Source organism: Selenomonas sp. GACV-9, from assembly GCA_900116485.1.
In the GTDB taxonomy this organism is placed as follows: domain Bacteria; phylum Bacillota; class Negativicutes; order Selenomonadales; family Selenomonadaceae; genus Selenomonas_A; species Selenomonas_A ruminantium_G.
Map to the genome: position 1 here is coordinate 633,522 of FPAX01000001.1, position 23,440 is coordinate 656,961.

Annotated in this window: 25 protein-coding genes and 1 riboswitch; of the genes, 3 read left to right on the top strand and 22 right to left on the bottom strand. The window is 53.0% G+C overall.

Going from position 1 to position 23,440, the window contains the following annotated elements; translation table 11 throughout:
• Positions 1–311 precede the first annotated feature (311 nt).
• The 6 genes from BM322_RS02995 to BM322_RS03020 form a co-directional block, all read right to left on the bottom strand.
• The gene (locus BM322_RS02995) at positions 312–599 is read right to left on the bottom strand and encodes a LysM domain-containing protein (protein WP_075428375.1); all 288 of its coding nucleotides are present in this window, start codon (positions 597–599) and stop codon (positions 312–314) included.
• Between the two features lie 158 nt (positions 600–757).
• Positions 758–1,129, bottom strand: a complete 372-nt coding sequence (locus BM322_RS03000) for a hypothetical protein (protein WP_075428376.1) — start codon at positions 1,127–1,129, stop codon at positions 758–760.
• A gap of 82 nt (positions 1,130–1,211) precedes the next feature.
• Positions 1,212–2,177, bottom strand: coding sequence for a TIGR01212 family radical SAM protein (locus BM322_RS03005; protein ID WP_407047819.1), 966 nt, complete (start codon positions 2,175–2,177; stop codon positions 1,212–1,214).
• Between the two features lie 100 nt (positions 2,178–2,277).
• Positions 2,278–2,616 (bottom strand): DUF86 domain-containing protein, encoded by a 339-nt coding sequence (locus BM322_RS03010; protein WP_075428378.1) that lies wholly within the window; start codon positions 2,614–2,616, stop codon positions 2,278–2,280.
• Complete coding sequence (locus BM322_RS03015) at positions 2,606–2,887, bottom strand: nucleotidyltransferase family protein (RefSeq protein WP_075428379.1); 282 nt, start codon at positions 2,885–2,887, stop codon at positions 2,606–2,608. The genes BM322_RS03010 and BM322_RS03015 overlap by 11 nt, the downstream gene beginning before the upstream one ends.
• Before the next feature lie 520 nt (positions 2,888–3,407).
• Positions 3,408–5,195, bottom strand: coding sequence for a B12-binding domain-containing radical SAM protein (locus BM322_RS03020; protein WP_318254507.1), 1,788 nt, complete (start codon positions 5,193–5,195; stop codon positions 3,408–3,410).
• Between the two features lie 123 nt (positions 5,196–5,318).
• Between BM322_RS03020 and pepF the strand changes: the two genes are divergently transcribed.
• Both pepF and rpmB read left to right on the top strand, forming a co-directional pair.
• Positions 5,319–7,118, top strand: coding sequence for an oligoendopeptidase F (gene pepF, locus BM322_RS03025; RefSeq protein ID WP_075428381.1), 1,800 nt, complete (start codon positions 5,319–5,321; stop codon positions 7,116–7,118).
• 108 nt (positions 7,119–7,226) lie between these two features.
• Positions 7,227–7,418 carry a 50S ribosomal protein L28 gene (gene rpmB, locus BM322_RS03030; RefSeq protein ID WP_075428382.1) on the top strand — a complete coding sequence of 64 codons (192 nt, stop codon included), beginning with the start codon at positions 7,227–7,229 and terminating at the stop codon, positions 7,416–7,418.
• A gap of 108 nt (positions 7,419–7,526) precedes the next feature.
• On the opposite strand, the gene BM322_RS03035 is transcribed toward rpmB, so the two are convergent.
• The 4 genes from BM322_RS03035 to BM322_RS03050 form a co-directional block, all read right to left on the bottom strand.
• Positions 7,527–7,832, bottom strand: coding sequence for a hypothetical protein (locus BM322_RS03035; RefSeq protein ID WP_075428383.1), 306 nt, complete (start codon positions 7,830–7,832; stop codon positions 7,527–7,529).
• 152 nt (positions 7,833–7,984) lie between these two features.
• Positions 7,985–9,376: a glycoside hydrolase family 1 protein gene (locus tag BM322_RS03040; RefSeq protein ID WP_075428384.1), complete on the bottom strand. Its 1,392-nt coding sequence runs from the start codon at positions 9,374–9,376 to the stop codon at positions 7,985–7,987.
• A gap of 14 nt (positions 9,377–9,390) precedes the next feature.
• Positions 9,391–10,728, bottom strand: a complete 1,338-nt coding sequence (locus BM322_RS03045; protein ID WP_075428385.1) for a PTS sugar transporter subunit IIC — start codon at positions 10,726–10,728, stop codon at positions 9,391–9,393.
• 53 nt (positions 10,729–10,781) lie between these two features.
• Complete coding sequence (locus BM322_RS03050; protein WP_075428386.1) at positions 10,782–11,087, bottom strand: PTS sugar transporter subunit IIB; 306 nt, start codon at positions 11,085–11,087, stop codon at positions 10,782–10,784.
• Between the two features lie 385 nt (positions 11,088–11,472).
• Here BM322_RS03050 and BM322_RS03055 point away from each other — a divergent pair, with 385 nt between their 5' ends.
• A complete protein-coding gene (locus BM322_RS03055) occupies positions 11,473–12,189 on the top strand; it encodes a GntR family transcriptional regulator (RefSeq protein ID WP_075428387.1) in 717 nt (238 codons plus the stop codon).
• 103 nt (positions 12,190–12,292) lie between these two features.
• Here BM322_RS03055 and BM322_RS03060 read toward each other — a convergent pair whose 3' ends face one another.
• From BM322_RS03060 to BM322_RS13510, 12 genes are all read right to left on the bottom strand, one after another.
• Positions 12,293–13,036 carry a SprT family zinc-dependent metalloprotease gene (locus BM322_RS03060; protein WP_177220801.1) on the bottom strand — a complete coding sequence of 248 codons (744 nt, stop codon included), beginning with the start codon at positions 13,034–13,036 and terminating at the stop codon, positions 12,293–12,295.
• Positions 13,008–13,886, bottom strand: a complete 879-nt coding sequence (hslO, locus tag BM322_RS03065; RefSeq protein WP_075428389.1) for an Hsp33 family molecular chaperone HslO — start codon at positions 13,884–13,886, stop codon at positions 13,008–13,010. Before hslO ends, BM322_RS03060 begins: the two co-directional genes overlap by 29 nt.
• 102 nt (positions 13,887–13,988) lie before the next feature.
• Positions 13,989–14,546, bottom strand: coding sequence for a phosphodiesterase (gene yfcE, locus BM322_RS03070; protein WP_075428390.1), 558 nt, complete (start codon positions 14,544–14,546; stop codon positions 13,989–13,991).
• 28 nt (positions 14,547–14,574) lie between these two features.
• The gene (gene ribE / locus BM322_RS03075) at positions 14,575–15,042 is read right to left on the bottom strand and encodes a 6,7-dimethyl-8-ribityllumazine synthase (RefSeq protein ID WP_075428391.1); all 468 of its coding nucleotides are present in this window, start codon (positions 15,040–15,042) and stop codon (positions 14,575–14,577) included.
• A gap of 24 nt (positions 15,043–15,066) precedes the next feature.
• A complete protein-coding gene (locus tag BM322_RS03080; protein ID WP_075428392.1) occupies positions 15,067–16,278 on the bottom strand; it encodes a bifunctional 3,4-dihydroxy-2-butanone-4-phosphate synthase/GTP cyclohydrolase II in 1,212 nt (403 codons plus the stop codon).
• A gap of 16 nt (positions 16,279–16,294) precedes the next feature.
• Positions 16,295–16,930, bottom strand: a complete 636-nt coding sequence (locus BM322_RS03085) for a riboflavin synthase (protein ID WP_075428393.1) — start codon at positions 16,928–16,930, stop codon at positions 16,295–16,297.
• A 4-nt stretch (positions 16,931–16,934) separates the two neighbouring features.
• Positions 16,935–18,029 (bottom strand): bifunctional diaminohydroxyphosphoribosylaminopyrimidine deaminase/5-amino-6-(5-phosphoribosylamino)uracil reductase RibD, encoded by a 1,095-nt coding sequence (gene ribD, locus BM322_RS03090; RefSeq protein WP_407047821.1) that lies wholly within the window; start codon positions 18,027–18,029, stop codon positions 16,935–16,937.
• Positions 18,030–18,131: 102 nt separating this feature from the next.
• Positions 18,132–18,248: riboswitch (FMN riboswitch) on the bottom strand.
• Positions 18,249–18,297: 49 nt separating this feature from the next.
• Entirely contained in the window at positions 18,298–20,268 is a 1,971-nt protein-coding gene (locus BM322_RS03095; RefSeq protein WP_075428394.1) for a methyl-accepting chemotaxis protein, read from the bottom strand.
• Between the two features lie 327 nt (positions 20,269–20,595).
• Positions 20,596–22,281: an alpha-glucosidase gene (locus tag BM322_RS03100; RefSeq protein ID WP_075428395.1), complete on the bottom strand. Its 1,686-nt coding sequence runs from the start codon at positions 22,279–22,281 to the stop codon at positions 20,596–20,598.
• A 127-nt stretch (positions 22,282–22,408) separates the two neighbouring features.
• Positions 22,409–22,801, bottom strand: coding sequence for a C-GCAxxG-C-C family protein (locus tag BM322_RS03105; RefSeq protein ID WP_082334341.1), 393 nt, complete (start codon positions 22,799–22,801; stop codon positions 22,409–22,411).
• A gap of 93 nt (positions 22,802–22,894) precedes the next feature.
• Positions 22,895–23,077: a YjfB family protein gene (locus tag BM322_RS03110; protein WP_075428397.1), complete on the bottom strand. Its 183-nt coding sequence runs from the start codon at positions 23,075–23,077 to the stop codon at positions 22,895–22,897.
• Positions 23,078–23,205: 128 nt separating this feature from the next.
• Positions 23,206–23,346, bottom strand: coding sequence for a hypothetical protein (locus tag BM322_RS13510; RefSeq protein WP_177220802.1), 141 nt, complete (start codon positions 23,344–23,346; stop codon positions 23,206–23,208).
• Positions 23,347–23,440: the final 94 nt, after the last annotated feature.

Consider the following 23,440-nt stretch of genomic DNA (forward strand, 5'->3'; position numbering starts at 1 on the left):
CTAATCATAATACCTCATATTGAGGATAAATACAAATAACAAATGCTTAAGACGATATAACCGCAAGCTATCATACCCGTTATTTTTCTCTCTTTTGCCCGCAGCGACAGGGATTTATGCTATAATGATAGCAACAGGGATATGGTTGGCTCGCGATCCTGTCCCGCCTATCTTTGCGCCGGCTCGCGTCATCCAGCTTCCGATCGCCAACCACGGAACGGACGACCTTGCAGCCGGCTTCCCTACACGCGCTGCGCAGACAAAAAGGGCGCCATGCATCACCGATTGCATGGCGCCCTTTCTTTATCCTGTCAGTTCTTCTTTTCCCAATAATTGATGCGCAGCGTATCACCCTCCGCAACGTCACGCTTCAGCAGCCAATCATTGAGCTCCTTGATTCCTGCGATGAACTCCCGCAGCTCGCGCGGGCCATAGGTATTCTTCTCCATGTACTTCTCTGCAATTCCCTCCAGCGTATCCCCATGCTGCACCGTATACGACGCCTCTACAAACTTCCAGTTCTTGCCAGCTGCTTCTGCATTCGTTCCCACAAGGCAAAGGCAAAAGACAGCCATCATTGCGATAATTGCCTTTTTCATACTGTATTCCTCCATATAAGCCATTCCCTACATTTAGTATAAAGGCTCGCAACGGCAAAAGCAATACTTTTCAGAATAATTTGCTTATTTTTACAGGAAATTTTAATCCCCTTGCCAAAAAAAGACGAGAACCCGTTAAGATTCTCGCCATTCTCTCATCAAAGCCAGGTTTCGTATTGCTCCCAAGCAGCATGGTCGGGGGCAATCGCCACCGAACGCATCGGCAGGTCCAGCGGACGCAGATCCGCCGCCCGCGGTTTCCAGCGGCAGCGGCGCTCCGGCTCATCCTCCAGTTTGTCGGCAGCACTGATGCAGGAAAGCTGACAGCTGCCCAGATCGCGGATCCACCCATCAATCCGGGCAGCAATGATAGCCATCTGCTTCTCCGAAAAAGCCACATGCTTGCGGCGTATCACGCCATTGCCCATGACATCAAGTTCGACCCGGCCAGTCACATCCTGCCAAGACGGGCCGAATGCATAGAGTTCATTTTCCCCGAGCGGACCGATTCGTTCAATCCATACCTGCATAGTATCGCCCCTTTCACTGTCTATCTACAGCATTATCGTCATTTTATACTGTTATATTAGACATTCTGAGGCAATATCCTGCTTAGACGGACAAAAACTTTCTTACAGCCGGCCCATTGAGATACTTGCAGAGCCTTCCCTGATACTGTCCCTTTGCCGCCATAGTGGCGGTGATGTTGTCGCGAATCTTCCACCAGCCCGTGTGCCAGTTGGAAAACAGCGTATTCGTCTCCGGGGCCCGGCCGATGATGCGCTGGAGCACAATGTCCGGCGACAGATGCTCCAGGAAGTTGATGACCCGGGCCTCGTATTCCTCCCGGGAAATGAGCGTAAGCTCCCCCGCCTCATACTGCCGCGCCATCTCTGTCCCCTTGACGATGTAGAGGGCATGGAGCTTGACCTGGTCGACGCCCAAGGCCGAGAGCACCTTGGCATCTTCCACCACGTCCGTCATCGTATCCCAGGGAAGATTCAGGATAAGATGCGCACAGGACTGCAAACCATATGCCTTGATGCGCAAAATCGCATCGATAAACTCCCCCAGCGTATGGCCGCGGTTGATTTTCTGCAGGGAACGGTAGTTGACGCTCTGCAGGCCAAGCTCCACGCAGATATCAATGCCGAGCTTATCTGCTTCCGCCCGCAGCATCGCCAAATATTCATCGCTGACGCAGTCCGGCCGCGTCGCAATATAGATCGCCACAATATCCTCGCCGGCGCCCGCCTCCTGCACCCAGGCGCGCAGTGTTTCCAGCGGCGCATAGGTATTGCTGAAGTTCTGGAAATACGGGATGAATTTCTTAGCCTTGTACTTGGGGATGATATGGGCCTTGTTGGCCGCCAGCTGCGCCGTGATCGTCATATCCGCCGGCAGATTCTCATAGCCAGCGCCAATCGAGCCACAAAACGTGCAGCCCGCCCCGCCATTGCCGCAGGAGCCATCCCGATTCGGGCAGCTGACCGGAAGCGCCACCGGCAGCTTATATACCTTCTCCCCATAACGTTCCTTCAAATAATCCGAAAAAGTCCGATACACTTGTTGTTCCAATGTCATTCCTCACTAAAATTCATTTCATCCTACGCTACACACAACAAACCCGGAAACTGCTAATGTAAAAGCATCAGCAATCTCCGGGCGTCTGTAATACCTATCCCTTCGCAACTATCGCGGCTAATTGTTTTTTCAATACGGGAAAGTCCTCCACCACTACCTGATATACATCTTCCATGCGTAAAGTCTGATACTTATGCGCTGTTATGTCGCGAAATCCAGCTACCTGCTTCCATGGGACAGCAGGATATTCGTTACGCATTTCATCCGTTACATTCTTTATCAGTTCTCCAATATTAATAACTGTCATCCCAATAGCTCTTTTCAGCATTTCATTCTGCAAGAATGATTCTAAGCTACTGTCCCCTAACATTTGTGTCCCAACATCTATTTCCGAAATGATTTTCTGCAAGACAATCTTATCTCTATGCTGCATACAGGACAACCTCCTGCCCAATCTCAATCATATCCGAATCCCTGATTGGTCCATGTATCAAATCCACTTTACTATTCAGCAATTCCTCTAAATCGCATTTCATGCTAGACAACGTCAACAGCGATACAGGCTTAGAAAACTCTACAATCAAATCCACATCGCTATCTTCCTTGGATAGCCCTGCTGCCTGTGAACCAAAAAGCGTAACCCGGCTGACAGGATAGTTCAATACAACTTTCAAGACAGCTTCTCGTATCCGTGCAATCTTCATAGCTCATCCCCCCGAAAATCATGGAATCACTACCTTGCTCTTGCCTTCATTGTAGCATAATAGCGTATCTTTTTCTATTATTTATAGCTCACGCAATATCTCGCCAATAAACCTATCCATTGTATATGCACCATCGGCCTGAATAGCCTTTTTATAAAACACCATAAAGTATTTATAAATCTTCCCAGCTTTTTCCTGCCAATGACGCCCCAACTTCAATTTTATCCTTTATCTTCGCGGTATAAAAGGCCAAGGAACTCTCCAACGCAGATGTTAGTCCTGCCACCACTCGCGTAACACATTCCTGTTGACGTCTTGCCGGTCCAACTGTGCTAAATAAAACTACGCCCGCACGCTATCCAAAGAAAAGTCCTGGCCAGACAAAAGCTGTTCTTTGCTATAACCTTCCACCTGTCCGCGATTGTCCTGTTCCAAGCGTTGATGATACGGATGAACTGGATTGCCTAAATTCGCCAACGTCTGGCTGAGAATGGAATCTGACGTCACCAACCAAAACCAATCACTTATTCGCCCTGTCATCGATTTCCAAATTTATCCTTTGACATACTGGTTCGCCCGCCGTGTAGTCGAACAATACCGCCGTCTGTTGACGGGTCAATGTTTTGTCTTCTGCCTCCATTACATGGTAGGCAAAGATTTCAATATGGTACTTCTTGTTGACGTCCCGCCAGTTGATAAATTCATAGCCCGGCAGGTACTCGCGTACGCGGTTCGGGGCGCCTTTCCAGAAGTCCGCGGTGATATCCTGATAGTGCTGGCGGTTCCAGCCAAGATTCTCGGGACGGATGCGGCCGCCGTCGGCCAGCAGGGCATCAAAGCGCAGGAGATTGTCGAGCAGTTCTTCATCAAGGGCGTAGACTTCGCAGGCAAAGTCCCGCAGATAGCCATAGAGATTTTTCGTGCTATGGCCGATTTTATGGAACCCTTTTTTCTCCCACCAGTCGGTGAATTTCTGCCAGAAGGCAAAGGCATCGCCCGCCTCCTGCTCCCGGATGATATAGGCAGCGGTCTTGCGGCAGCGGCCTGCGTTGTAGTAGAGCTCAAAGACCATCTCAAAGCTGTGGAACCAGCGAATCTCCCCATAGCTTAGGGCATCGGTCACGAGCACTTCGTAGGGGGCCATGGGCATGTACTGATAGCCATAGGGGGTTACGAGATTCATCATCGTCGCCCCCTTGAGGAATTTCAAAAAGCCCAGCTGAAGCATATCGGTCTGCAGTTCGTAAACATCGTTAAAGGAACGCTGGAACGACGCCATGCCTTCCCCGGGCAGGCCGATGATGAGGTCCACATGCAGATGCATATTGTGAAAACTCATGATGCGATTGATATGCGCCTTGATGTCCTGCCAGTGATTGACCCGGGAGACGGCCTTCAACACCTGCTCATTCGTGGACTGGATGCCGATTTCGAGCTGCACGCGGCCTTTGGGCAGCTGGCTAAGCACCGTCAGCACTTCTTCGTCTAAATAGTCGATGGCCACCTCAAAATGAAAATTCGTACGGCACGAATCCGGCAGAGCCAAAAGGTATTTCAAGATTGGCAGAAAGTGCTTTTTCTTGGCGTTGAACGTGCGGTCGACGAACTTTACCTGCCGCACATCATGGCGCACGAAAAAGTCAAGCTCGGAAAAGACGCGCGCAAGCGGCAGGAAACGAACCCCCGCCGTCGCACAGGACAGGCAGTAAGCACACGAAAACGGACAGCCGCGCGACGTCTCATAGTAGAGAATGCGCTCGCAAATATCTTCCATTTCTTCTTCGCGATAGGCAAAGGGCACCGCGGCAAGATCTGCCACCGTCACATCATGCCCCTCATGAATGGCGCCATCGGCGCCGCGCCAGGCGATGCCGCGGATTTCTGACTGGTCAAGCAGGGCACTGACTTTTGACCGGTCAAATTGACAAGTCAAAAGCTGACTTGTCAATTGGCGGATTGACTCTTCGCCCTCGCCCCGCAGGACATAATCCACCATGGGAAATTCCCGCATAAAGTCCGCCGTGCCATAGGAAACCTCGGGCCCGCCACAGATAATAACGGTATCCGGAAGGGCCGCTGGCAGCAAACGCAGCAGCCGTTTTACCACCTCGATATTCCAGATATAGCAGGAAATCCCCAAGACTTTTGGCTGCTGCTCATAGATTTCCCCGAGCATGTCCAAAAGCTGATGATTGATGGTAAGCTCCAAAATCCGCGAGCCCGGCACGGCCTCGCGCAAATAACGAATGGCCAGGGACGTATGGGAATATTTGGCATTGATGCCCAGCCATAAAATATCTTCTATCAAAATCGTTCTCCTTACTATAGCAAAAGCTTTCTATATAATATCTACTTATTCTACCACATTACGATTCCCCTTGGTATGTGTTATAATAATTGAGAACAACTTTCTAATAGAGAGGACGATAGTATGACAAGTCAAAATAAATTAGCCCGCCGGGAGGACATTCCTGCAGCAGACAAATGGCATCTTAACGATATTTTCGCCACCCACGCCGATTGGCAAAAGGCTCGGGACGCCATCGAAGGCCAGCTGGAAACCATCCAGCAGTTTGCCGGAAAGCTCTCTGTCCCCCAGCAGCTCCTGGACTGCCTGACCGCCGTCGACACCATGGAAATCAATCTTAGCGCCGTCTTTGCCTATGCGCGCATGATGGCCGATACCGATACGGCCAATCAGGAATATCAGGCCGATACCGCCAGCTGCCTGCCGCTCCTGGACAAAGCCTCGGCGGCCTGCGCCTTTATCGAGCCTGAGCTTCTGTCCCTGCCCGAAGAAGCCCTGCGTACCATGGCCGATAAACTACCGGGCCTAAAAAAATACCAGTTCCGCTTCCTGGACCTCTTGCGAGGCAAGGAGCATGTGCTGACCACGGAGCAGGAGGCCTTCCTCGCCCGCACCGGCGAAATCCGCGCCACGGCCCGCAATACCTACACGGTTATGACCAATGCGGATATGAAATTCCCTGACACTCTGGGCGAAGATGGCAAGCTTACGACCCTATCTGAGAGCCGCTACATGCAGTTCATCCGCTCCCAGGATGGCAAAGTGCGCGCCGATGCCTTTCACAAGCTCTTTACCACCTATCTTTCGTTCCGCAACACCTTTGCCAGCCTCTACAGCTCCTCGGTGAAGGCCAGCCAGTTCCTGAGCACCACCCGCAAATATCCTTCGATGCTTGCTGGGGCCCTCGATGCGGGCAATATTCCCGTCAGCGTCTACGAGCAGACCATAAAGGTCACCCACGAGTTTTTGCCCGAGCTCCATCGCTACATGAAGCTCAAGAAAAAACTCTTAGGCGTCAACGAGCTCCATATGTATGACCTCTACGTGCCAGTAGTAGAAAAGCCGAAAACGCCGTATACCTACAACGAGGCCCGCCATATCTTAAAAGAAGCGCTGGCTCCCTTAGGCCAGCAGTATCTTGCCGACCTCTTTGCGGGTCTTGATGGCGGCTGGGTGGATCGTCTTGAAAACGAAGGCAAGCGCAGCGGCGCTTACTCCTGGGGTGTCTACGGCGTGCACCCCTTCGTGCTCATGAGCTGGCACGATACCTATGATGCCGTCTCGACACTCGCCCACGAGATGGGCCATAGCATGCACAGCTTCTACAGCGCCAAGAATCAGGAATACACCAATTCCGAATACACGATTTTCTGCGCTGAAGTCGCCTCCACCACCAACGAAAACCTGCTGCTGGAATACATGCTAAAACATGCCGACGAGAAGGAACGCCTCTACTATCTGAACCTCTACCTCGAGCAGATTCGCACGACGGTATTCCGTCAGGTGCTCTTTGCCGAGTTTGAAAAACTCACCCACGAGGCTGTGGAAAAAGGCGAGGCTCTGACCGCCGACAAACTCGAAGGCATCTGGATGGACCTTAACCGCCAGTATTACGGCAACGGCGTCGTGCTTGACGATGAACTGCGCGCTGAGTGGTCGCGCATCCCGCACTTCTACCGCCCCTTCTACGTCTACCAGTACGCGACGGGCTATGCGGCTGCCATGACGCTGTCGGAGAAAGTCCGCACCCAGGGCGAGCCAGCGCAGCAGGCTTATCTTTCGTTCCTCGCCAGCGGCGGCAGCGACTACTCCATCAAGCTGCTGCAAAGGGCCGGCGTCGACATGACGAGCCGCGAGCCGTTTGCCATCACGTTCCGCAAATTCAGCCAGTGTCTCGATCAGCTTGAAAAAATTATCAAATAATTTCAGCCTGTCAAGGTTTTTTACTTGCAACCTGTTGGAATTTATGCTAGAATACTTGTATTGTGTGTTAGGGGCTACTATGCTCCGACAGTTAAGGAGGTGTAACACATGGCAAGTGTTTGCGAAGTTTGTGCAAAAGGCGAGCTGTCTGGCAACAATGTCAGCCATTCCCATCTGAAGACGAAACGTGCTTGGAAGCCGAACATCCAGCGTGTCCGCGCTGTTGTTGATGGCGAGATCAAACGCGTCAACGTCTGCACGCGCTGCCTGCGTTCCGGTAAGGTTCAGCGTGCCCTCTAATTTGCGCATAATATCAAAAGCTGATATATCATAAAGAAAGCGAAAGAGCTCGTCTCTTTCGCTTTCTTTATTTTCGTATGTAAATGTAAAACTGCTGCTGCCATTGCCTCAGATACCAAGCGGCAGCCAATATGCCTCCGTAGCTGCAATCGCATATGGCGAGAACCGCGAATACAAGGCACTGGCATTATTCCCCAGCATAAAGCACGATATGGTCTGATAGCCTTCCAAATGGCCTTCATCGGTATGGACTTTGATTTTCGCCTGATTGACATACTTCTGCCACATAGCCGCAGACTCTGTATCCTCATTACTTCCCTCAGACATTTCGGTCACCACACCTACCCCGACCAGTGATAGCGCACAAGCGGTACAGATGAATTTCTTCGTTAGATTCGTTGTCCGTTCTGACATGTAACTACCTTCTTCACTCTTGATAACTATAGTAATCAGTTTACAATGTCAGTATAAAAAAACTATTAGATTTCCAAAACTGCATACAATCTTTCATACCAAAATGACCGATCAATTTGATCGGTCATTTCTATTCAAACAGTATTTATCCCTCAGAAACCATTCTGCGCACTGACGTCATGCATCCAGCGACCGGATTTCTTGATGGTTTTCTTTTGTGTGGCCAGGTCTACAGCAATGAAGCCATAGCGGTTCTTATAGGCATTCTTCCACGACCAGCAGTCGATTGGAGTCCACATATGAAAGCCAAAGCAATTCGAGCCTTCTTCTATGCCCTTATGCAGCCAAGTCAGATGCTCCTTCAAGAAGTCAATCCGATAGTCATCCTCGATGAAGCCCTCTTCATTGCGGAATCGTTCCTCGCCTTCGACGCCCATGCCATTTTCAGCAACATACCAAGGAATATTGCCGCAGTTATCCCGCACATTGATGGCGATATCGTAGAGGGCCTGCGGATAGATTTCCCAACCGCGATAGGGATTCATCCTTGCCCCCGGCATTTCGTATTCCTCGAAATATTTTTCCGGCAGCCAGCCAGAATCATCGTCAAATGCCGTCTCCCTGGCCTTAGCCCGGAACGGATGGTAATAATTGATGCCCAGGAAGTCCACAGTATTCTCGCGGATAATGGCCAGCTCCTCTGGCGTCGACTGCCAAAGGACACCATCTGCGGCCAACACTTTTTCCAACGACTCCGGGAATCCCCCCTTCGTGGCAGGATACAGGAACGCATTGTTCTTGAAATCCTCTGCAAATGCCGCCGCCTTCTGGTCGGCCGGCTCCTCTGAGCGCGGATAGGCCGGCGTAAGGTTGAGCACGATGCCAATCCTGCCGCCAGACGCTGCGCATTTTGAGGCCCGGAAAGCCGCAATTGCCTTAGCCGACGCCAGATTCAGATTGTAGATGACCTGACAGGCCTTGCGGCCATCCACCAGATTCGGATAATGAAACTGATAGAGGTACTCGCCCTCGGCCACCACCATAGGTTCGTTGAATGTCACCCAATCCTTGACGCGGTCGCCAAACAGCTCGAAACATTTCGTGGCAAACTGCACGAAAAGATCCACTACATGTTTCGATTCCCAACCGCCATACTTCTTGTACAGCGCTACGGGAAGGTCGAAATGATGCAGGTTGATGACAGGACGTATCCCCTGCCGCAGGAATTCATCCAGCACAGCGCGATAAAACCGCACCGCCTCCTCATCGACGGTATTCTGCTCCAAATCCTTGATGAGACGCGTCCACTGGATTGAAGTGCGGACGCTGTTCAGCCCGATTTCCTTCAACAAGGCGATATCCTGCACATAATCGTTATAGAAATTCGACGCCACATTGGGCCCGACACGGTCAAAAAACGCTTCCGGCTCGATATCATACCAATAATCAAACACACTGCGATGGGCCTTATGGAAACGGCCCTCGGTCTGCGGGCCAGAAGTTGCCGCTCCCCACCAGAATCCATCCGGAAATTTGTACTCCATTCCTTCTCCTCCTGTCACTCTTCTTCCGGATCTTCATCCTTCATCTTATTGGCCGCTATGACAAACGGCGCATAAATGACGATATCCACCAGCAGCCACACCACTTGCAACAGGCCGCCCATAACGGAGCCCGTACCAATCGTACCACCAAAGAACAGCGGCATCGTCCACGGTACCACATACTTGAAGATCGGCACGAGTCCCGTGGCAATGGCGGCCCAGCCAATCAACGTATTGACAAGAGGCGCCAGGATATACGGAATCAACAGGATAGGATTCAACACAATCGGCAGGCCGAAGGCAATGGGCTCCTGAATGTTGAACAGCATGGCCGGGAAGCCAAGCTTAGCTACAGCCCGCCAACTGTCACGTTTCGAGAACAGGAATATGGCAATCAAAAGGCCCATGATATGCATAAGACCGGCTTCAAAGAAACCATTGCTGAATATATAGGAGGCATCGCCTGCCTGATTGGCCAGCTGTGCCGGCATATAGACCATATTCTGAACAGCTGCCGTCACATTGTGGCCATGAATGCCGAACCACCAGAAGAACCAGATGATGCCCTGATACAGCAGCGAAAAACCGATGCCCTGAGAAAAGCCCATGAGGGGTGCCTGGATAATCGCATAGATGAGATCATTGAGCGCCGTTTTGCCAAACAGCGCAGCCTGCGACAGGACTGTGGCTAGTATCGTGAACACGAACAGCGTGATGAACACGGGAATCAGCACCGCAAAGGACTTTGATACAGCCGGCGGCACCGTATCCGGCATCTTGATGCGGATCTTCTCGTTCTTAGATAGCCGGATAAACAGCCAAGACGCCACTGTCGCTACGAGGATAGACGTCAAAACGCCTTTGTTGCCGAAGTATTCCAAGCTGAAGCCGCCAATCGTATCGCCAGCCTTGCCAATCACCTGCTGCGGCGTCATGATGATGAAGGCACCAACGGAAGTAAGTGCCGTGGCGAACTGGTCGCCGCCCCAGATATCGCCCAGCCGATAGGCAAAAGCTGCCACCAGCAGGAATGAGAACATGCCAAAACCTACCGTCACGACATTGTTGCAAAGCCCCTGCAGTACCTGCATCGTCGCAACAAAACCGGAGGTCTTATAGGCATCACCAGAAAGTCCCGTGATGGCATGACCAAGATTCATACCATCTTCACCCATGATGGTTCCCGATGGATCAAGGACTACCCATTCAATGATACCGAAAAAAGAACCGACGATGATGAACGGCAGCAGCATCGAAAACGCATCACGCATAGCCAGCAGGTACTTGTTGCTAGAAATCTTTCCCGCCAGTGGCATCATGACCTGCTCAAACCTGGAAATAACTGTCCCCAATTTCTTTCCCTCCTGTAACGCCTATCCACAAATGCTCTTTACTTTCTTGCCCGTCACGCGCCCAACAGTTTCAGAGCCTTATCCAGCACCTTATCGCCACGGATCATGCCATAGTCGCGCATGTCGATGACATCTACCGGACATTTCCCATCCACGACCTTCTTCACATCGCCAATCATATGGCGGATCTGCGGCCCCAGCAAGACCACGTCGGCCGTATCCACACGCCGATCGAGGACCTCAACCGAAAACGCCTCGATATCCGCATCTGCCAGCCCCTTTTCCTTAGCTGCTTCCTGCATCTTCTTGACCAGGATCGACGTCGACATGCCTGCATTACATACCAGATAAATGTTCATGATACTCTTCCTTTCCGTCTCAATACTTTAAAACACAGCTTTATTTTAATATATGACTATTCTTTTTATCAATTTAAATATTCTAAATATATAAAAATAATCCTATATCTTGACAAGAACTACCTGTTTCATATATTCTAGGATAGAAGCGAAGTCCTTCCTAGAAGAAATCTAACTGGACGTTCATCCCCTGAATCCCCATCCACAGGCATTTCCCTTTATTTCTGCCTGTGGAACAAACGACAAAGAAAGCTATTGACCATCCTCCCCCGGATAGCCAATAGCTTTCTTTGTATAAATACCAGTCTTTTTCTAGAAAACTGTTTGAAATGTATATTCTTTTCTTGTATAATGATAATAACTATAGAGATAAGGAATGATAGCCATGCTCAAATATGAAAAGATAGCGGATGATTTGCGGCAGGCCATCCGCAAAGGCAAATACACCTCCGGCGACCAGCTGCCCCTGGAAAAGGATATGTGCGACAAATACCAGGTAAGCCGCGTCACCATCAAGCGTGCCATGGATCTGCTTGTAAACCAGGGCCTCGTGACCAAGCGACGCGGTTCGGGCACCTTTGTCAAGACCCTCGACGACAATTATGCCAAGCAGCTCAGCATCAGCACCGGCAATCAGTTCTGCGGCTTCATGGAGACACATAAAGGCTGCAAGGTGCGCACCAAGGTACTGAAATTCGAAATCATCCATCCGTCAGATGAGGTAGCCATCAAGCTGCAGATGTCCACCAAGGACTTCGTCTACGATATCATCCGCCTGCGGATACTCGACGATACACCGCTGGTCGTCGAGTACACCATGATGCCCATCCAGCTCATCCCCGGCATCCGTCACGAGATTCTCGAGGACTCCATCTACCATCATATCGAGCAGACGCTGAAGCTGAGCATCCAGTCCGCCCACCGCATTGTCCGGGCCGTGCGCTCTACGGAAATGGAGCAGCAGCAGCTGGAGCTTTCGCCCAATGAGCCCATCCTCGAAGTAGAGCAGGTCGCCTTCCTTAGCGATGGACATCCGTTTGAATACTCGATTTCCCATCATCGGGCCGACAAAAGCGAATTTTCGGCTATCAGCATCCGCTAAGCCTATTAGTACCATGCAGAACAATAAAAGACGCAATAGCAGCTCATTACGAGCCGCCATTGCGTCTTTTTCATTATGTACTATATGCAAATCTGCAAGTTTCTCAGGAAAAATCTGCATTGGCGTTGAGTTCCTTGCGGATTCGGCGCCAATCGGGGCAATATTTGTCCATCCTGACCTTGAATGCCGGACCGTGGTTATGCACCCAAAGGTGCGTGAGTTCATGAAGCATGACATACTCAAGGGCCTCAGGCTTGTACTTGGCCAGCTGCAGGTTGAGCCAGACACGAGCCTTTACGACATTGCAGGTCCCCCAGCGGGTCTTCATGTTGCGGATGCGGCATTCGGCGGCTTTCTTGCCGACGATGGTTTCGCAGCGGGGCAGCAGCTTAGGGATAACTGCCGCCAGCTGCTGCCGGTACCAGCCGTTCACAAGATCGCGTCTTTGTTCTGCTGTCGCATAGTCCGGCACGGTCAGGAGCAGCCGATCGCCCTTGCGGCAGACCGAGGCCTCACGCCCCTTGGCCTTGCGCACGACAAGCTCACAGGCCTCGCCCCAGACCAGCAGCTTCTGACCGGTCAGATATTGACAAGTCAAAGCCCGCTGCGCAGCCCGTTCCTTCATGGCCCGCTGCTTTCTCTGCACCCAGCCGGTGTTTTTCAGCAGAAACGCTTCAATCTGCGCCCGTTTCATGGCCAGCGGCGCGGAGATCTCGATATGTCCATCGGGCTTCTGCACCCGCAGGTACATATTCTTGATGCGCTTGCGCCGGAGGTGCACCACCTGCCCCGCGAAGGGAAAGATTTCTTCGGTCATATCACTTGCGGCGCTTTTCCGACTCGTCAAAGATGGCCTGCAGTTCCTCGCCCGTGAACTCGTATTTCTCGTTGCAGAAATGGCAGCAGACCTCAGCATGGCCGTCATCGACCAGCGTCTGCAAATCATTTTTGCCGAGGCTCAAGAGCACCTCGCTGATGCGTTCCTTCGAGCACTGGCATTTGAACGCGAGGTCCGTCGTCGTCATGTAGTTGACATCAAAGCCCTGCAGGAGCTCGGCGATGATGCCCTTGGCATCGAGGCCGCGCTCGACCATATGAGAAACGGAGTTGACCGTGCGCAGGTTGGCTTCGAGCTTATCGATGCATTCGTCGGTGGCATCGGGCAGCGGCTGGATGATGAAGCCGCCCGCACCGATGCACTTGAAGTCAGGATTCACCAGCACACCCAGGCCGACGCTGGACGGCGTCTGCTCGGAGACGTAGAGGTACTTCGTGAGGTCGTCGGCGATCTCGCCATCGGTAATCTCCGTGCTGCCCGTGATGGGGTTCTTGAGTCCCGTGAACCGCGTGACCGACACCATGCCCTTGCCGACACCGCCGCCCACATCGATTTTGCCGAGGCTGTTGAGGGGCAGGTTGACATGGGGCTCGTCGATATAGCCGCGCACAAAGCCCTCCGGCGTTGCATCAGCCGTCACCTTGCCCAGCGGGCCATCGCCATCGAATTTTATCGTCAGCGCCTCTTTGTTCTTGAGGTTGGCTGCCATCAAGAGCGCTGCCGTCATCGTGCGGCCCAGGGCTGCTGCCGCTACGGGATAGCAGTCATGGCGGCGGATGGCCTCGTTGACCAGATCCGTCGTGACTGCCGCATAGATGCGCACGCCCTCAGCCGTTGCTTTTACTAAATGGTCTTTCATGATTATTTCCTTCCTGTAAAAATCCACAAGGGGCGGATGAGGGTTTCACCTGACCTCATCCGCCCCTTGCGGGGCACCTTCCCCCTTGGGGGAAGCTGATCCTTAAATCGTATGTTGCATAAGCACTTCATCCGTATCGATATCATAGATCCGGATCGTGCGGTCTTCGAGTACCGCAAAGGTATTGCGGCCATCTTCCCGCTTGGAGAGCGCCGCCGAGCCCGGATTCAAGAACACCGTCTGGCCACGCTTTTCCAGCACCGTCGTATGGATATGGCCGCTGATGAAGAGATCCGCCTTCAGATGCGCCGCCATCTTGTCCTTTTCCTCATCGGTCATGACGCTGTCGCCATGGGTGACGATGATGCGCAGCCCCTCGTAAACCACATAGGCATAGGGTGCCTGCACGGGCAGCTCCAGGCAGCTGGCATCCACCGAGGAATCGCAGTTGCCCTTGGCGATGATGACCGGCACCGGGCAGCTGTTGATCTTGGCCACGAGGCCCGCCGGATTGTAGTCCGCCTTCATGGGATTGCGGGGGCCATGATAGAGCACATCCCCTGCATGCAGGATCATATCGGCATCATGGAAAGCCTTGTCAAAGGCCGTCTGCCAAGCCCCCTCATGGCCGTGAGTGTCACTGATAATACCAATTTTCATCGAAATTCAGCTTCTTTCCTAAACGCGATTAACCGATTTTCTTAAGCAGGTTCGCCATTTCCATAGCCGCCATAGCGCTGTCGACGCCCTTGTTGCCAGCCTTCGTGCCAGCGCGCTCCACAGCCTGCTCGATGTTCTCCGTCGTCACGACGCCGAAGATTGTCGGCACACCCGTCTGCATGCCAACCTGTGCCGTGCCTTTGGATACCTCATTGCAGACGTAGTCGTAATGGGTCGTCGAACCGCGGATGACAGCACCGAGGCAGATGACGGCATCGTATTTGCCGCTCTCTGCCATCTTCTTGGCCACCACCGGAATCTCGAATGCACCCGGCACCCAAGCCACATCGATGTCCTCATCATTGCCCTCATGACGATGGAGCGTATCGAGCGCCCCGCTCAAAAGCTTGCTCGTGATGAACTCATTGAAACGGGCTACGACGATGCCGAATTTCAGCCCTTTTGCCGTAATAAAACCTTCGATTACATTTGCCATGATATATTACCTCCTATAGGAACCTTACTTCAACGTCTCTTCGTTCAAGAGATGGCCCATCTTTACTTTTTTGACTGTCAGATAGTTCTTGTCGAACTTGTTGGCATGAATCATCAGCGGTACCCGCTCGGTAATCGTAAGACCATACCCCTCAAGACCAGCCCGCTTAGCCGGATTGTTCGTCATCAGCCGGATGCTGGTAAGGCCAAGGTCCGCCAGGATCTGAGCACCAATGCCGTAATCCCGCAGATCCGGTGCAAAACCGAGCTCCACATTGGCCTCCACCGTATCGCGGCCCTTATCCTGCAGGGCATAGGCCCGCATCTTGTTGGCCAGGCCGATGCCGCGGCCTTCCTGGCGCATGTAGAGCACGACGCCCTCGCCAGCCTTTTCGATCTTCTCCAGCGCCGCATGGAGCTGGTCGCCGCAGTCGCAGCGCATGGAGCCCAGCGCATCACCCGTCAGGCACTCGGAATGGACGCGCACCAGCACGTCTTTTTTGCCCTTGACGTCGCCCTTGACGATGGCCAGATGGCATTTGCCGTCCAGCTTGCTCTCGTAGGACTTGATGCGGAAATGGCCGAACTTGCTGGGGAAATCCACATCAGCCACCAGCTCCACAAAGGACTCGGTACGCTTGCGGTACTCGATGAGAGCCTGTACCGTAATCATGTGCAGGCCATGCTCCTTGGCGAACTCGATGAGTTTCGGCGTGCGCATCATGTGACCGTCGTCGTCCATGATTTCACAGCAAAGGCCTGCCGGATAGAAACCAGCCAGACGCGCCAGGTCCGTGGTCGTCTCCGTATGGCCGGCACGGCGCAGGACGCCGCCCTCCACGGAGCGCAGCGGGAACACGTGGCCCGGACGGCGGAAATCCGACGGACGCGCCTTGGGGTCTAAAAGCTTGCGAATGGTCAGGCAACGCTCATAAGCCGAGATACCCGTATCCGTCTCATGGGCGTCAATGGAAACCGTAAACGCCGTCTCATGGTTATCCGTATTGTTGACCACCATCTGGCCGATGTTAAGCTCATCGAGGCGCTTGCCGTCAATGGGCGTGCAGATGAGCCCCTTGGCGTATTTGGCCATGAAGTTGACGTCTTCGGGGGTCACCGTAGCGGCGGCCACGATGAGGTCGCCTTCGTTCTCGCGGTCTTCATCGTCGACCACCACTACCATTTTGCCATTCTTGATATCTTCAATGGCCTGCTCTACTGTTGCAAAATCTGCCATAATCTTTCTCCTTCACTTAAAAACCGTTCTCCAGCAGGAAGGCCCGGGAAAGACCGCCGGCCTTCTTCTGCCCTTCCTTCCCTGCCAGCATCTTTTCCATGTATTTTCCCAGCACATCGGTTTCAATATTTATCCTGCTGCCCGCCTTCTTGCTGCCAAGATTCGTGACCTCCCGGGTATGGGGGATAAGGCTCACGGTAAAATCCGTATTGGTTACGGCCGCCACCGTCAGGCTGATGCCATCGAGAGCCACCGAGCCCTTTTCCACGATGTAGCGCAAAAGTTCCGCCCCTGCCGCAATCTTCATCAGGATGGCATTGCCTTCCTCTTTAAAAGAAACAATCTCGCCAGTGCCGTCGATATGGCCGCTGACGATATGGCCGCCCAAGCGGCTGGCAAGGGTCAGTGCCCGCTCAAGATTTACGGGACTGCCCTTGGAAAGCTCCGAAAGCGACGTACGCCGCACCGTTTCGGGCATCACATCCGCCGTGAAATGATTCTTGTCAAAGGAGGTCACCGTAAGGCAGACGCCGTTTACGGCGATGCTGTCGCCTAAGGCCACATCCTCCACCACTTTCTGGCAGTCAATGGCTAGCTGCCCGCCGCCAATGCGCCGGATTTTGCCGACCTCTTCAATGATTCCTGTAAACAACGTCTCACCTCCGCGCCACATAACCTGTGAGCAAAATATCGCCATTCATCGGCTCCGTCGTAACCCGATTAAGCTCCACGGCATCGGAAAGTCGCGCAAAGCCTTCCCCCTCTACCGGAGTCAGCGCATCCCGTCCGCCGATAAGCTTCGGGGCGATGAAGGCATGGACTTTATCCACCAGGCCTGCTTCCAGCAGCGAGAAATTTACCCGGCCGCCGCCTTCCACCAATACTGAGCAGATTTCCCGCTCACCAAGCTTTGCCATCAGGAGCTTTAAGTCAACCTGCTCGCCGCTGCCCGCCGTGATAATCTCTGCACCGGCAACCTTTAAAGCCTGTACGCGCTCCTTAGGTGCCTGCTCCGTCACCGCCACAATAGTCGGCGCTGCCCCATCCGTCACGACCTTGGCCGTGAGCGGCGTGCGCGCCTTGCTGTCGACGATGATGCGGATGGCGTTCTTCCCTTCGCGCCCCGGAATCCGCGTCGTAAGGCTCGGGTCGTCTTTCAGCACCGTGCCGGTACCAGCCAATATGCCATCATAAATATCCCGCAGCTCATGGACCCGGCGCCGGGAAGTCTCATTGGTAATCCACTGGGACTCTCCCGCAGCCGTTGCAATCTTGCCGTCAAGCGTCATGGCAGTCTTGAGCACCACAAATGGCATCTTCGTGGTAATCCACTTGAGGAACACTTCGTTTAACGCCACAGCCTCTTCTTCGAGGACTCCACAGGTGACCTCGACGCCGGCATCTTCTAAAATCTTGATGCCCTTGCCTGCCACCAGAGGATTGGGATCCCGCATGCCAATGACCACCCGAGCAATACCTGCCTCGGCCACCGCCTTGGCACAGGGGCCTGTGCGGCCATAGTGGGCACAGGGCTCAAGTGTCACGTAAAGCGTTGCGCCGCGCGCAAGGTCTCCCGCCATATTCAGCGCATGAACCTCCGCATGGGGTGTGCCGGCCTTACGATGCCAGCCCGCCGCCACGATGCGGCCCTCCCTTACGATCACGGCTCCCACCAGGGGATTGGGCGAGGTACGCCCCTCCGCATTGCGAGCCATTTGCAGGGCTACGCGCATAAAATCTTCATCCTGCAATCGTATCACCTCAGATTCCTTCATCTTAGGTTTGTGATTGAGACCAAAAAGACCAGCGAAAAGATTTCTCTTCTCGCTGGCCTCAATCGCATGCAAAAAACAACATGCCTTTTCTCATCCCGACTATACGGTCGGCTCCGGAATCTCACCGGATCATGCTCCCAAGGGCTCGCGGGCTATACCGCCGGTGGGGAAATGCTCCCCGCCTCAAAGACAAATCTCACGTCTTATTATAGCACGCTTTTATACTTTCTATCAATAATTATTGTCAGAACTTGAATTTCGCCGTAGCATCCTGCAGCTCTGTCGCCATGTTAGCCAGGGCCTGGGATGCCGAGGCAATTTCCTCGGTGGATGCCGACTGCTCTTCCGTTGCTGCCGAAATCGTCTGGGTATGGGCAGCGGTCTTGCTGCTGACCTCGTCGATTTCCTCCATGGTACCCACAATGGAGCTAGCGCCGTCGGAAACCTTATGTACCCGCGTGTTCATAGCCTCGACTTCTTCCTTGATGTCATGAACCTTCGCGATGATGCGGCCAAACTGCTCGCCGACTTCACGAATCGCATCGGTGCCAAGCTTGATCTGCTCCGTGCTGGACTCCATAGAGCCCACTGCCTGGTTCGTATCGCTCTGAATCGTCGTGATGTGGCGCTTGATATCCTCAGCAGCTTCCTGGGATTCAGCCGCCAGCTTGCGAACTTCCTCGGCTACAACGGTAAAGCCGCGGCCCTGTTCACCGGCCCGGGCTGCCTCGATAGCCGCATTGAGGGCCAAAAGATTCGTCTGCTCAGCAATAGCCGAAATCGTCTCCACAATCTTACCGATCTGCTCACTGTTCTTGCCCAGCTGGGAGACGATGGCTGCCGACTCCTGGGAGGCCTTTTCAATCAGGGCCATCTTGTCCATGGCATCCTGCATAAGCTGGCTGCCTGCCGTAGCTGTTTCGTTGGTCTCGTTCGTGCGGTCGTTGACATGCTCCATGCCTTTTGCCACATCATCGATATGGCCTACGACTTCCTCCACCACATTTTTAGCATTGTCCACGCTTTCCGCCTGATCGCTTACGCCCTGCGCCACATCGCCTACCGATACCGCTACACTGTTGGCAGCTTCTGCCGACTGCTGGGCGCTGGCCGTCAGCTCCTCAGAAGATGCGGCTACCTGCTCAGCGACCGCGCTCATCTTCTGGATCAGCTGGCGGATGTTCTTGTTCATCGTGTTGAACGCCTGCGTAAGCTGGCCGATCTCATCCGCACTTTCAACGGGCAGTTCCGACATGCGCAGATTGCCATCAGCCAGCTGGACAGCATGTTCGGTAAGGCCCAAAATCGGGCGCGTGATTTTCTGAGCAAAATACTGGCAGACAAACATCATGAGCGCAAACCCAACGAACGTCAAGAGACCAAAGACCCAACGCATATGCTTGAGCGATGCGAATACAAAATCCTCTGGTACAGCGATACCGATAAGCCACTCCGTCGAAGGCACTTTCGCATAGGCAAACACGACCTCCTTGCCATCACTATTCGTCGTGAAATACCCCGATTCCTTGCCCTGCATCTCCTTGAAATGCTCACCGAAGCCATTCACCTCAGCAAAATTCTGCATAGGCTTGCCAAGACCAGCTGTTGCAAGGATATTGCCGGTCTTTTCCATGATGATTCCCTGGCCTTCGCCATGGTACTCGATGTTCTTGACCTGATCCTCAAGAGCATCCAGCGAGATATCGTTACATACCGCCCCGACGAACTGTCCATTGGCCTTGACCGGCGCAATGGCTGAGATGATGAGCTTATTCGTGATGGCATCGACATACGCATCGGTGAACTCGACCTTATCGTCCTTTCTAGCCTGCTGATACCAGGGCCGCTGGGTCGGATCTTTTTTGCCAGTCAGATTACCGCCGGTAGAGGACGCGAAATACTTATCCTCCATGCCCAGCGTGACGCCCATGACATCAGCCTCCGACGATGCCGATTGCAGGGCTGCGTTGGTCTGCATGCTGGCCTTATCCCCATTATACGCCGTCATGACATTAGCCGTATGCGCAGTCGACGCCTGCTTGGCCATAAGCCAGCCATCCACATCGGACACCTCTTTGGCCACCACTGTGCGCAGCTCATTGTCAACACTCTGCGCCAGGTCCGAGCTGGCTATATAGTAGCCCGCAATCGACACCACAGCCATCAAGATCCCCATGATCCCCGACAACACTAGAAACTTTTGCTTGATTCCCATTCACATTTCTCCTTCTGCATATGGTATTGGATCTATAAAAACAGCCCAGGCTGTCCTTACCGACTGAAACGATTGCTGCGATTAGTTGCTTGATGAAAGTAAACTATCTCCCATTTGCAAAGAATCCGAGCTGCCATTCCGCAGCCCGGATTCTTTGCTATTTCCCTGCGCCTTCCCCAACAGCCCGCAATGATACACTGTCACAGAAATACGCCTTGCTTTATTAAGAATAGATTATAACACAAGGACAAAAGGAAAGCAAGAAAACCTTTTCTTTTGTACACTTATTGTTTATGTATACATCATATGTACATATATGCTTATATATCAAGATTTGTCTGTGAGGATTACACGCGCCTCGTATGGCTGGAGCCAGCCATTTTTATGCGCTGCGTAATTCGCGATGAGCTCTCTGCCCGACAGTCCATCCAGCAAATTGCACGGAACCTCCCGCTCCGTCCAGTTCGCTGCCACCGTCAGCACCTGCCCGTCAAGCTCACGCTGATAGGCGTAGATTTCCCCGCTGTCCTCCAGCAGCGGCCGAAACCTTCCATAGACGATGATTGGGTAGGTATGGCGCAGCTTGATGAGCTGCTGGTAATAATAAAACACGGAATCCTTGTCTGCCAGTGCCGCCTTGACGTTGATATCCGTATAATTCGGATTGAGGGCCAGCCATGGCTTGCCCGTCGTGAAACCGGCATTTTGCGTATCGTCCCACTGCATCGGCGTGCGGGCATTGTCGCGGGCCACCGTATCAAAGCAGGCGAGCAGCGTCTTTCCATCCACGAGCTTTTTTTCCACCACGAGCTCCTGCCAGGCATTCTTCTCCTCGATATCCTCGCAGTCAGCCACGGAATGGAAATGCGTATTCGTCATGCCGATTTCCTCGCCTTGGTAGATATAGGGCGTCCCCTTCTGCATGTGCAGCACGGTCGCAAGCATCTTGGCCGACTTCACGCGCCACTGCGGCGCATCATTGCCGAACCGCGACACCGCCCGCGGCTGGTCGTGATTGTCCCAATAGAGACTTCCCCATGCCTTGCCCTCCAGTTCCGTCTGCCACTTGTTGAGGATCTTGCGCACATACGGCATCTTCGGCGGGTTCTTCGTCCACTTGCCGATGACCGCCTCCGAGTTGGCGGCACCATCCGTGTGCTCAAAATGGAAGACCATGCCGAGCTCTGTCCCCTCGCTGTTGGCATACTTCTTGGCCTCCTCCACCGTGACGCCAGCCGCCTCCCCGACGGTCAGCAGGTCATACCGGGACAGCACCCGGCGATTCATTTCCTGCAGATACTCATGCACATGGGGCCCGTTGCAGACATAGGCAAACATATCGCTATAGCCGTCTTCATGGACAGGCCCATCGGGGAAATCCGGATGCTTGCTGATCATCGAAATGACGTCCATGCGGAACCCGTCAATCCCCTTCTGGCACCACCAGTCCATCAGGTCAAACACCTCATCGCGCACTTTGGGATTATCCCAGTTGAGATCCGGCTGCTTACGGCTGAAACAATGCAGGTAATACTGGCCGGTTTTCTCATCATACTGCCAGGCTGGGCCACTGAAACACGAAGCCCACTTATTCGGTGCCCCACCATCCCGCGGATCTTTCCAGATATAGTAATCGCGATAAGGATTATCCTTGGACTTACGGCTTTCGATGAACCACGGATGTTCATCCGAGGTATGGTTGGCTACCAGATCCATGACGATGCGGATATGGCGCGCGTGCGCCTCCGTAAGCAGCCGGTCAAAATCAGCCATCGTGCCAAAGTCCGCCATGATGGCGCGATAATCCGAAATATCGTAGCCATTATCATCATTCGGCGACTGATAGACTGGCGACAGCCAGATAACATCAATGCCAAGCTCGGATAGATAATCGAGATGCTCCGTGATGCCATTCAAATCCCCAATCCCATCGCCATTGCTATCGGCAAAGGACCGCGGATAAATCTGATAAATCACTGCTTCCTTCCACCAAGCTCTTTTCTCCTGTTCCATATCATATACCTCCACGCATTATCACTTTGTATCTCACTTCTATCTTCCACTTTCATTCGTAAGAAACCTGCTGAATAAGAAACAAAAAATGGATACCGGTACAATCTCTGTACCGATATCCATACATTCAGTCCATATGCTTTTCGAGCGCTGCCACGGCATACCGCACGCAGTCATCACAGGAGCAGAGCATCTGCTTTGTCTTGATGCCCTTGAGGTCGCCACAGATGGTTGCCCCGGCAGCCGCCTTGAACTCCTGCAGCATTTCCCTGGCAATCATTTTGGCCGGCGTATCTGACTGATTCAGCAGTCCCATAGCAATCGTCGCTCCGCAAAGTGCACCGCAGGTTGCCTCCATGCCCCCCATTCCGCTGCCAAATCCCGAACCAAGCGCCTGCAGCTCTTCTTCAGATTTTCCGAGCTCCGCGCGAAAAGCCATCAGCACGGCCTGGGCACAGTTGCATTTCGTGTGCTTGAATTCCACAGCCTTTTCGGCCCGTACACTACCTGTTGCCATCATGATTCCTCCTAAAATATAACCTGCCTTTATCTTACACGATTACCCCCCAAAGTGCAAAAAAAGAATCCTGCCGTCAGACAGGATTCTTTTGCGTTAGGCCTGAATGTCAACCAGAGCGCCGAGATTGGGGTCAAGGCTTGCTTCCATCTGCTCGAGAAGTTCTTCCGGACCGGCCTCGGCCGTCTCCATCGCCATCTTGAGGACGGCGACTCCCAAATCCTGACCAACCTGTGCCTGATGCATGCCTACCGACATTGCGGCAATACTCATATCCATATCACGCACCTCCTATTACACATCCTTGTGCTATCTATATTATCGGATAAAAACAGAAAAACTTAAATCATTCTGCCGTACAAAAACCGCCTGTCTTATGACAGGCGGCCCGTTATCTATCTTGCGTCTTATGCTTCCTTGAGCTTGCGACGAACTTTATCTTGATTCAGTTTTGAGATGCTGCCAGCCATCCCCAGCACATACAGTCCATCCTTGAGCCTGAGCAGGATACCGGTCCTGCCATTATCGGTCTCAATCACCCCTTTCATCTCGGAGTCCTCAGGTAAAGGTCTGTCGCCCCAGAATAACGACTTTGACATGTTTCTCACTTTGCTGATCCTCATACTGTAACCTCCCATAATG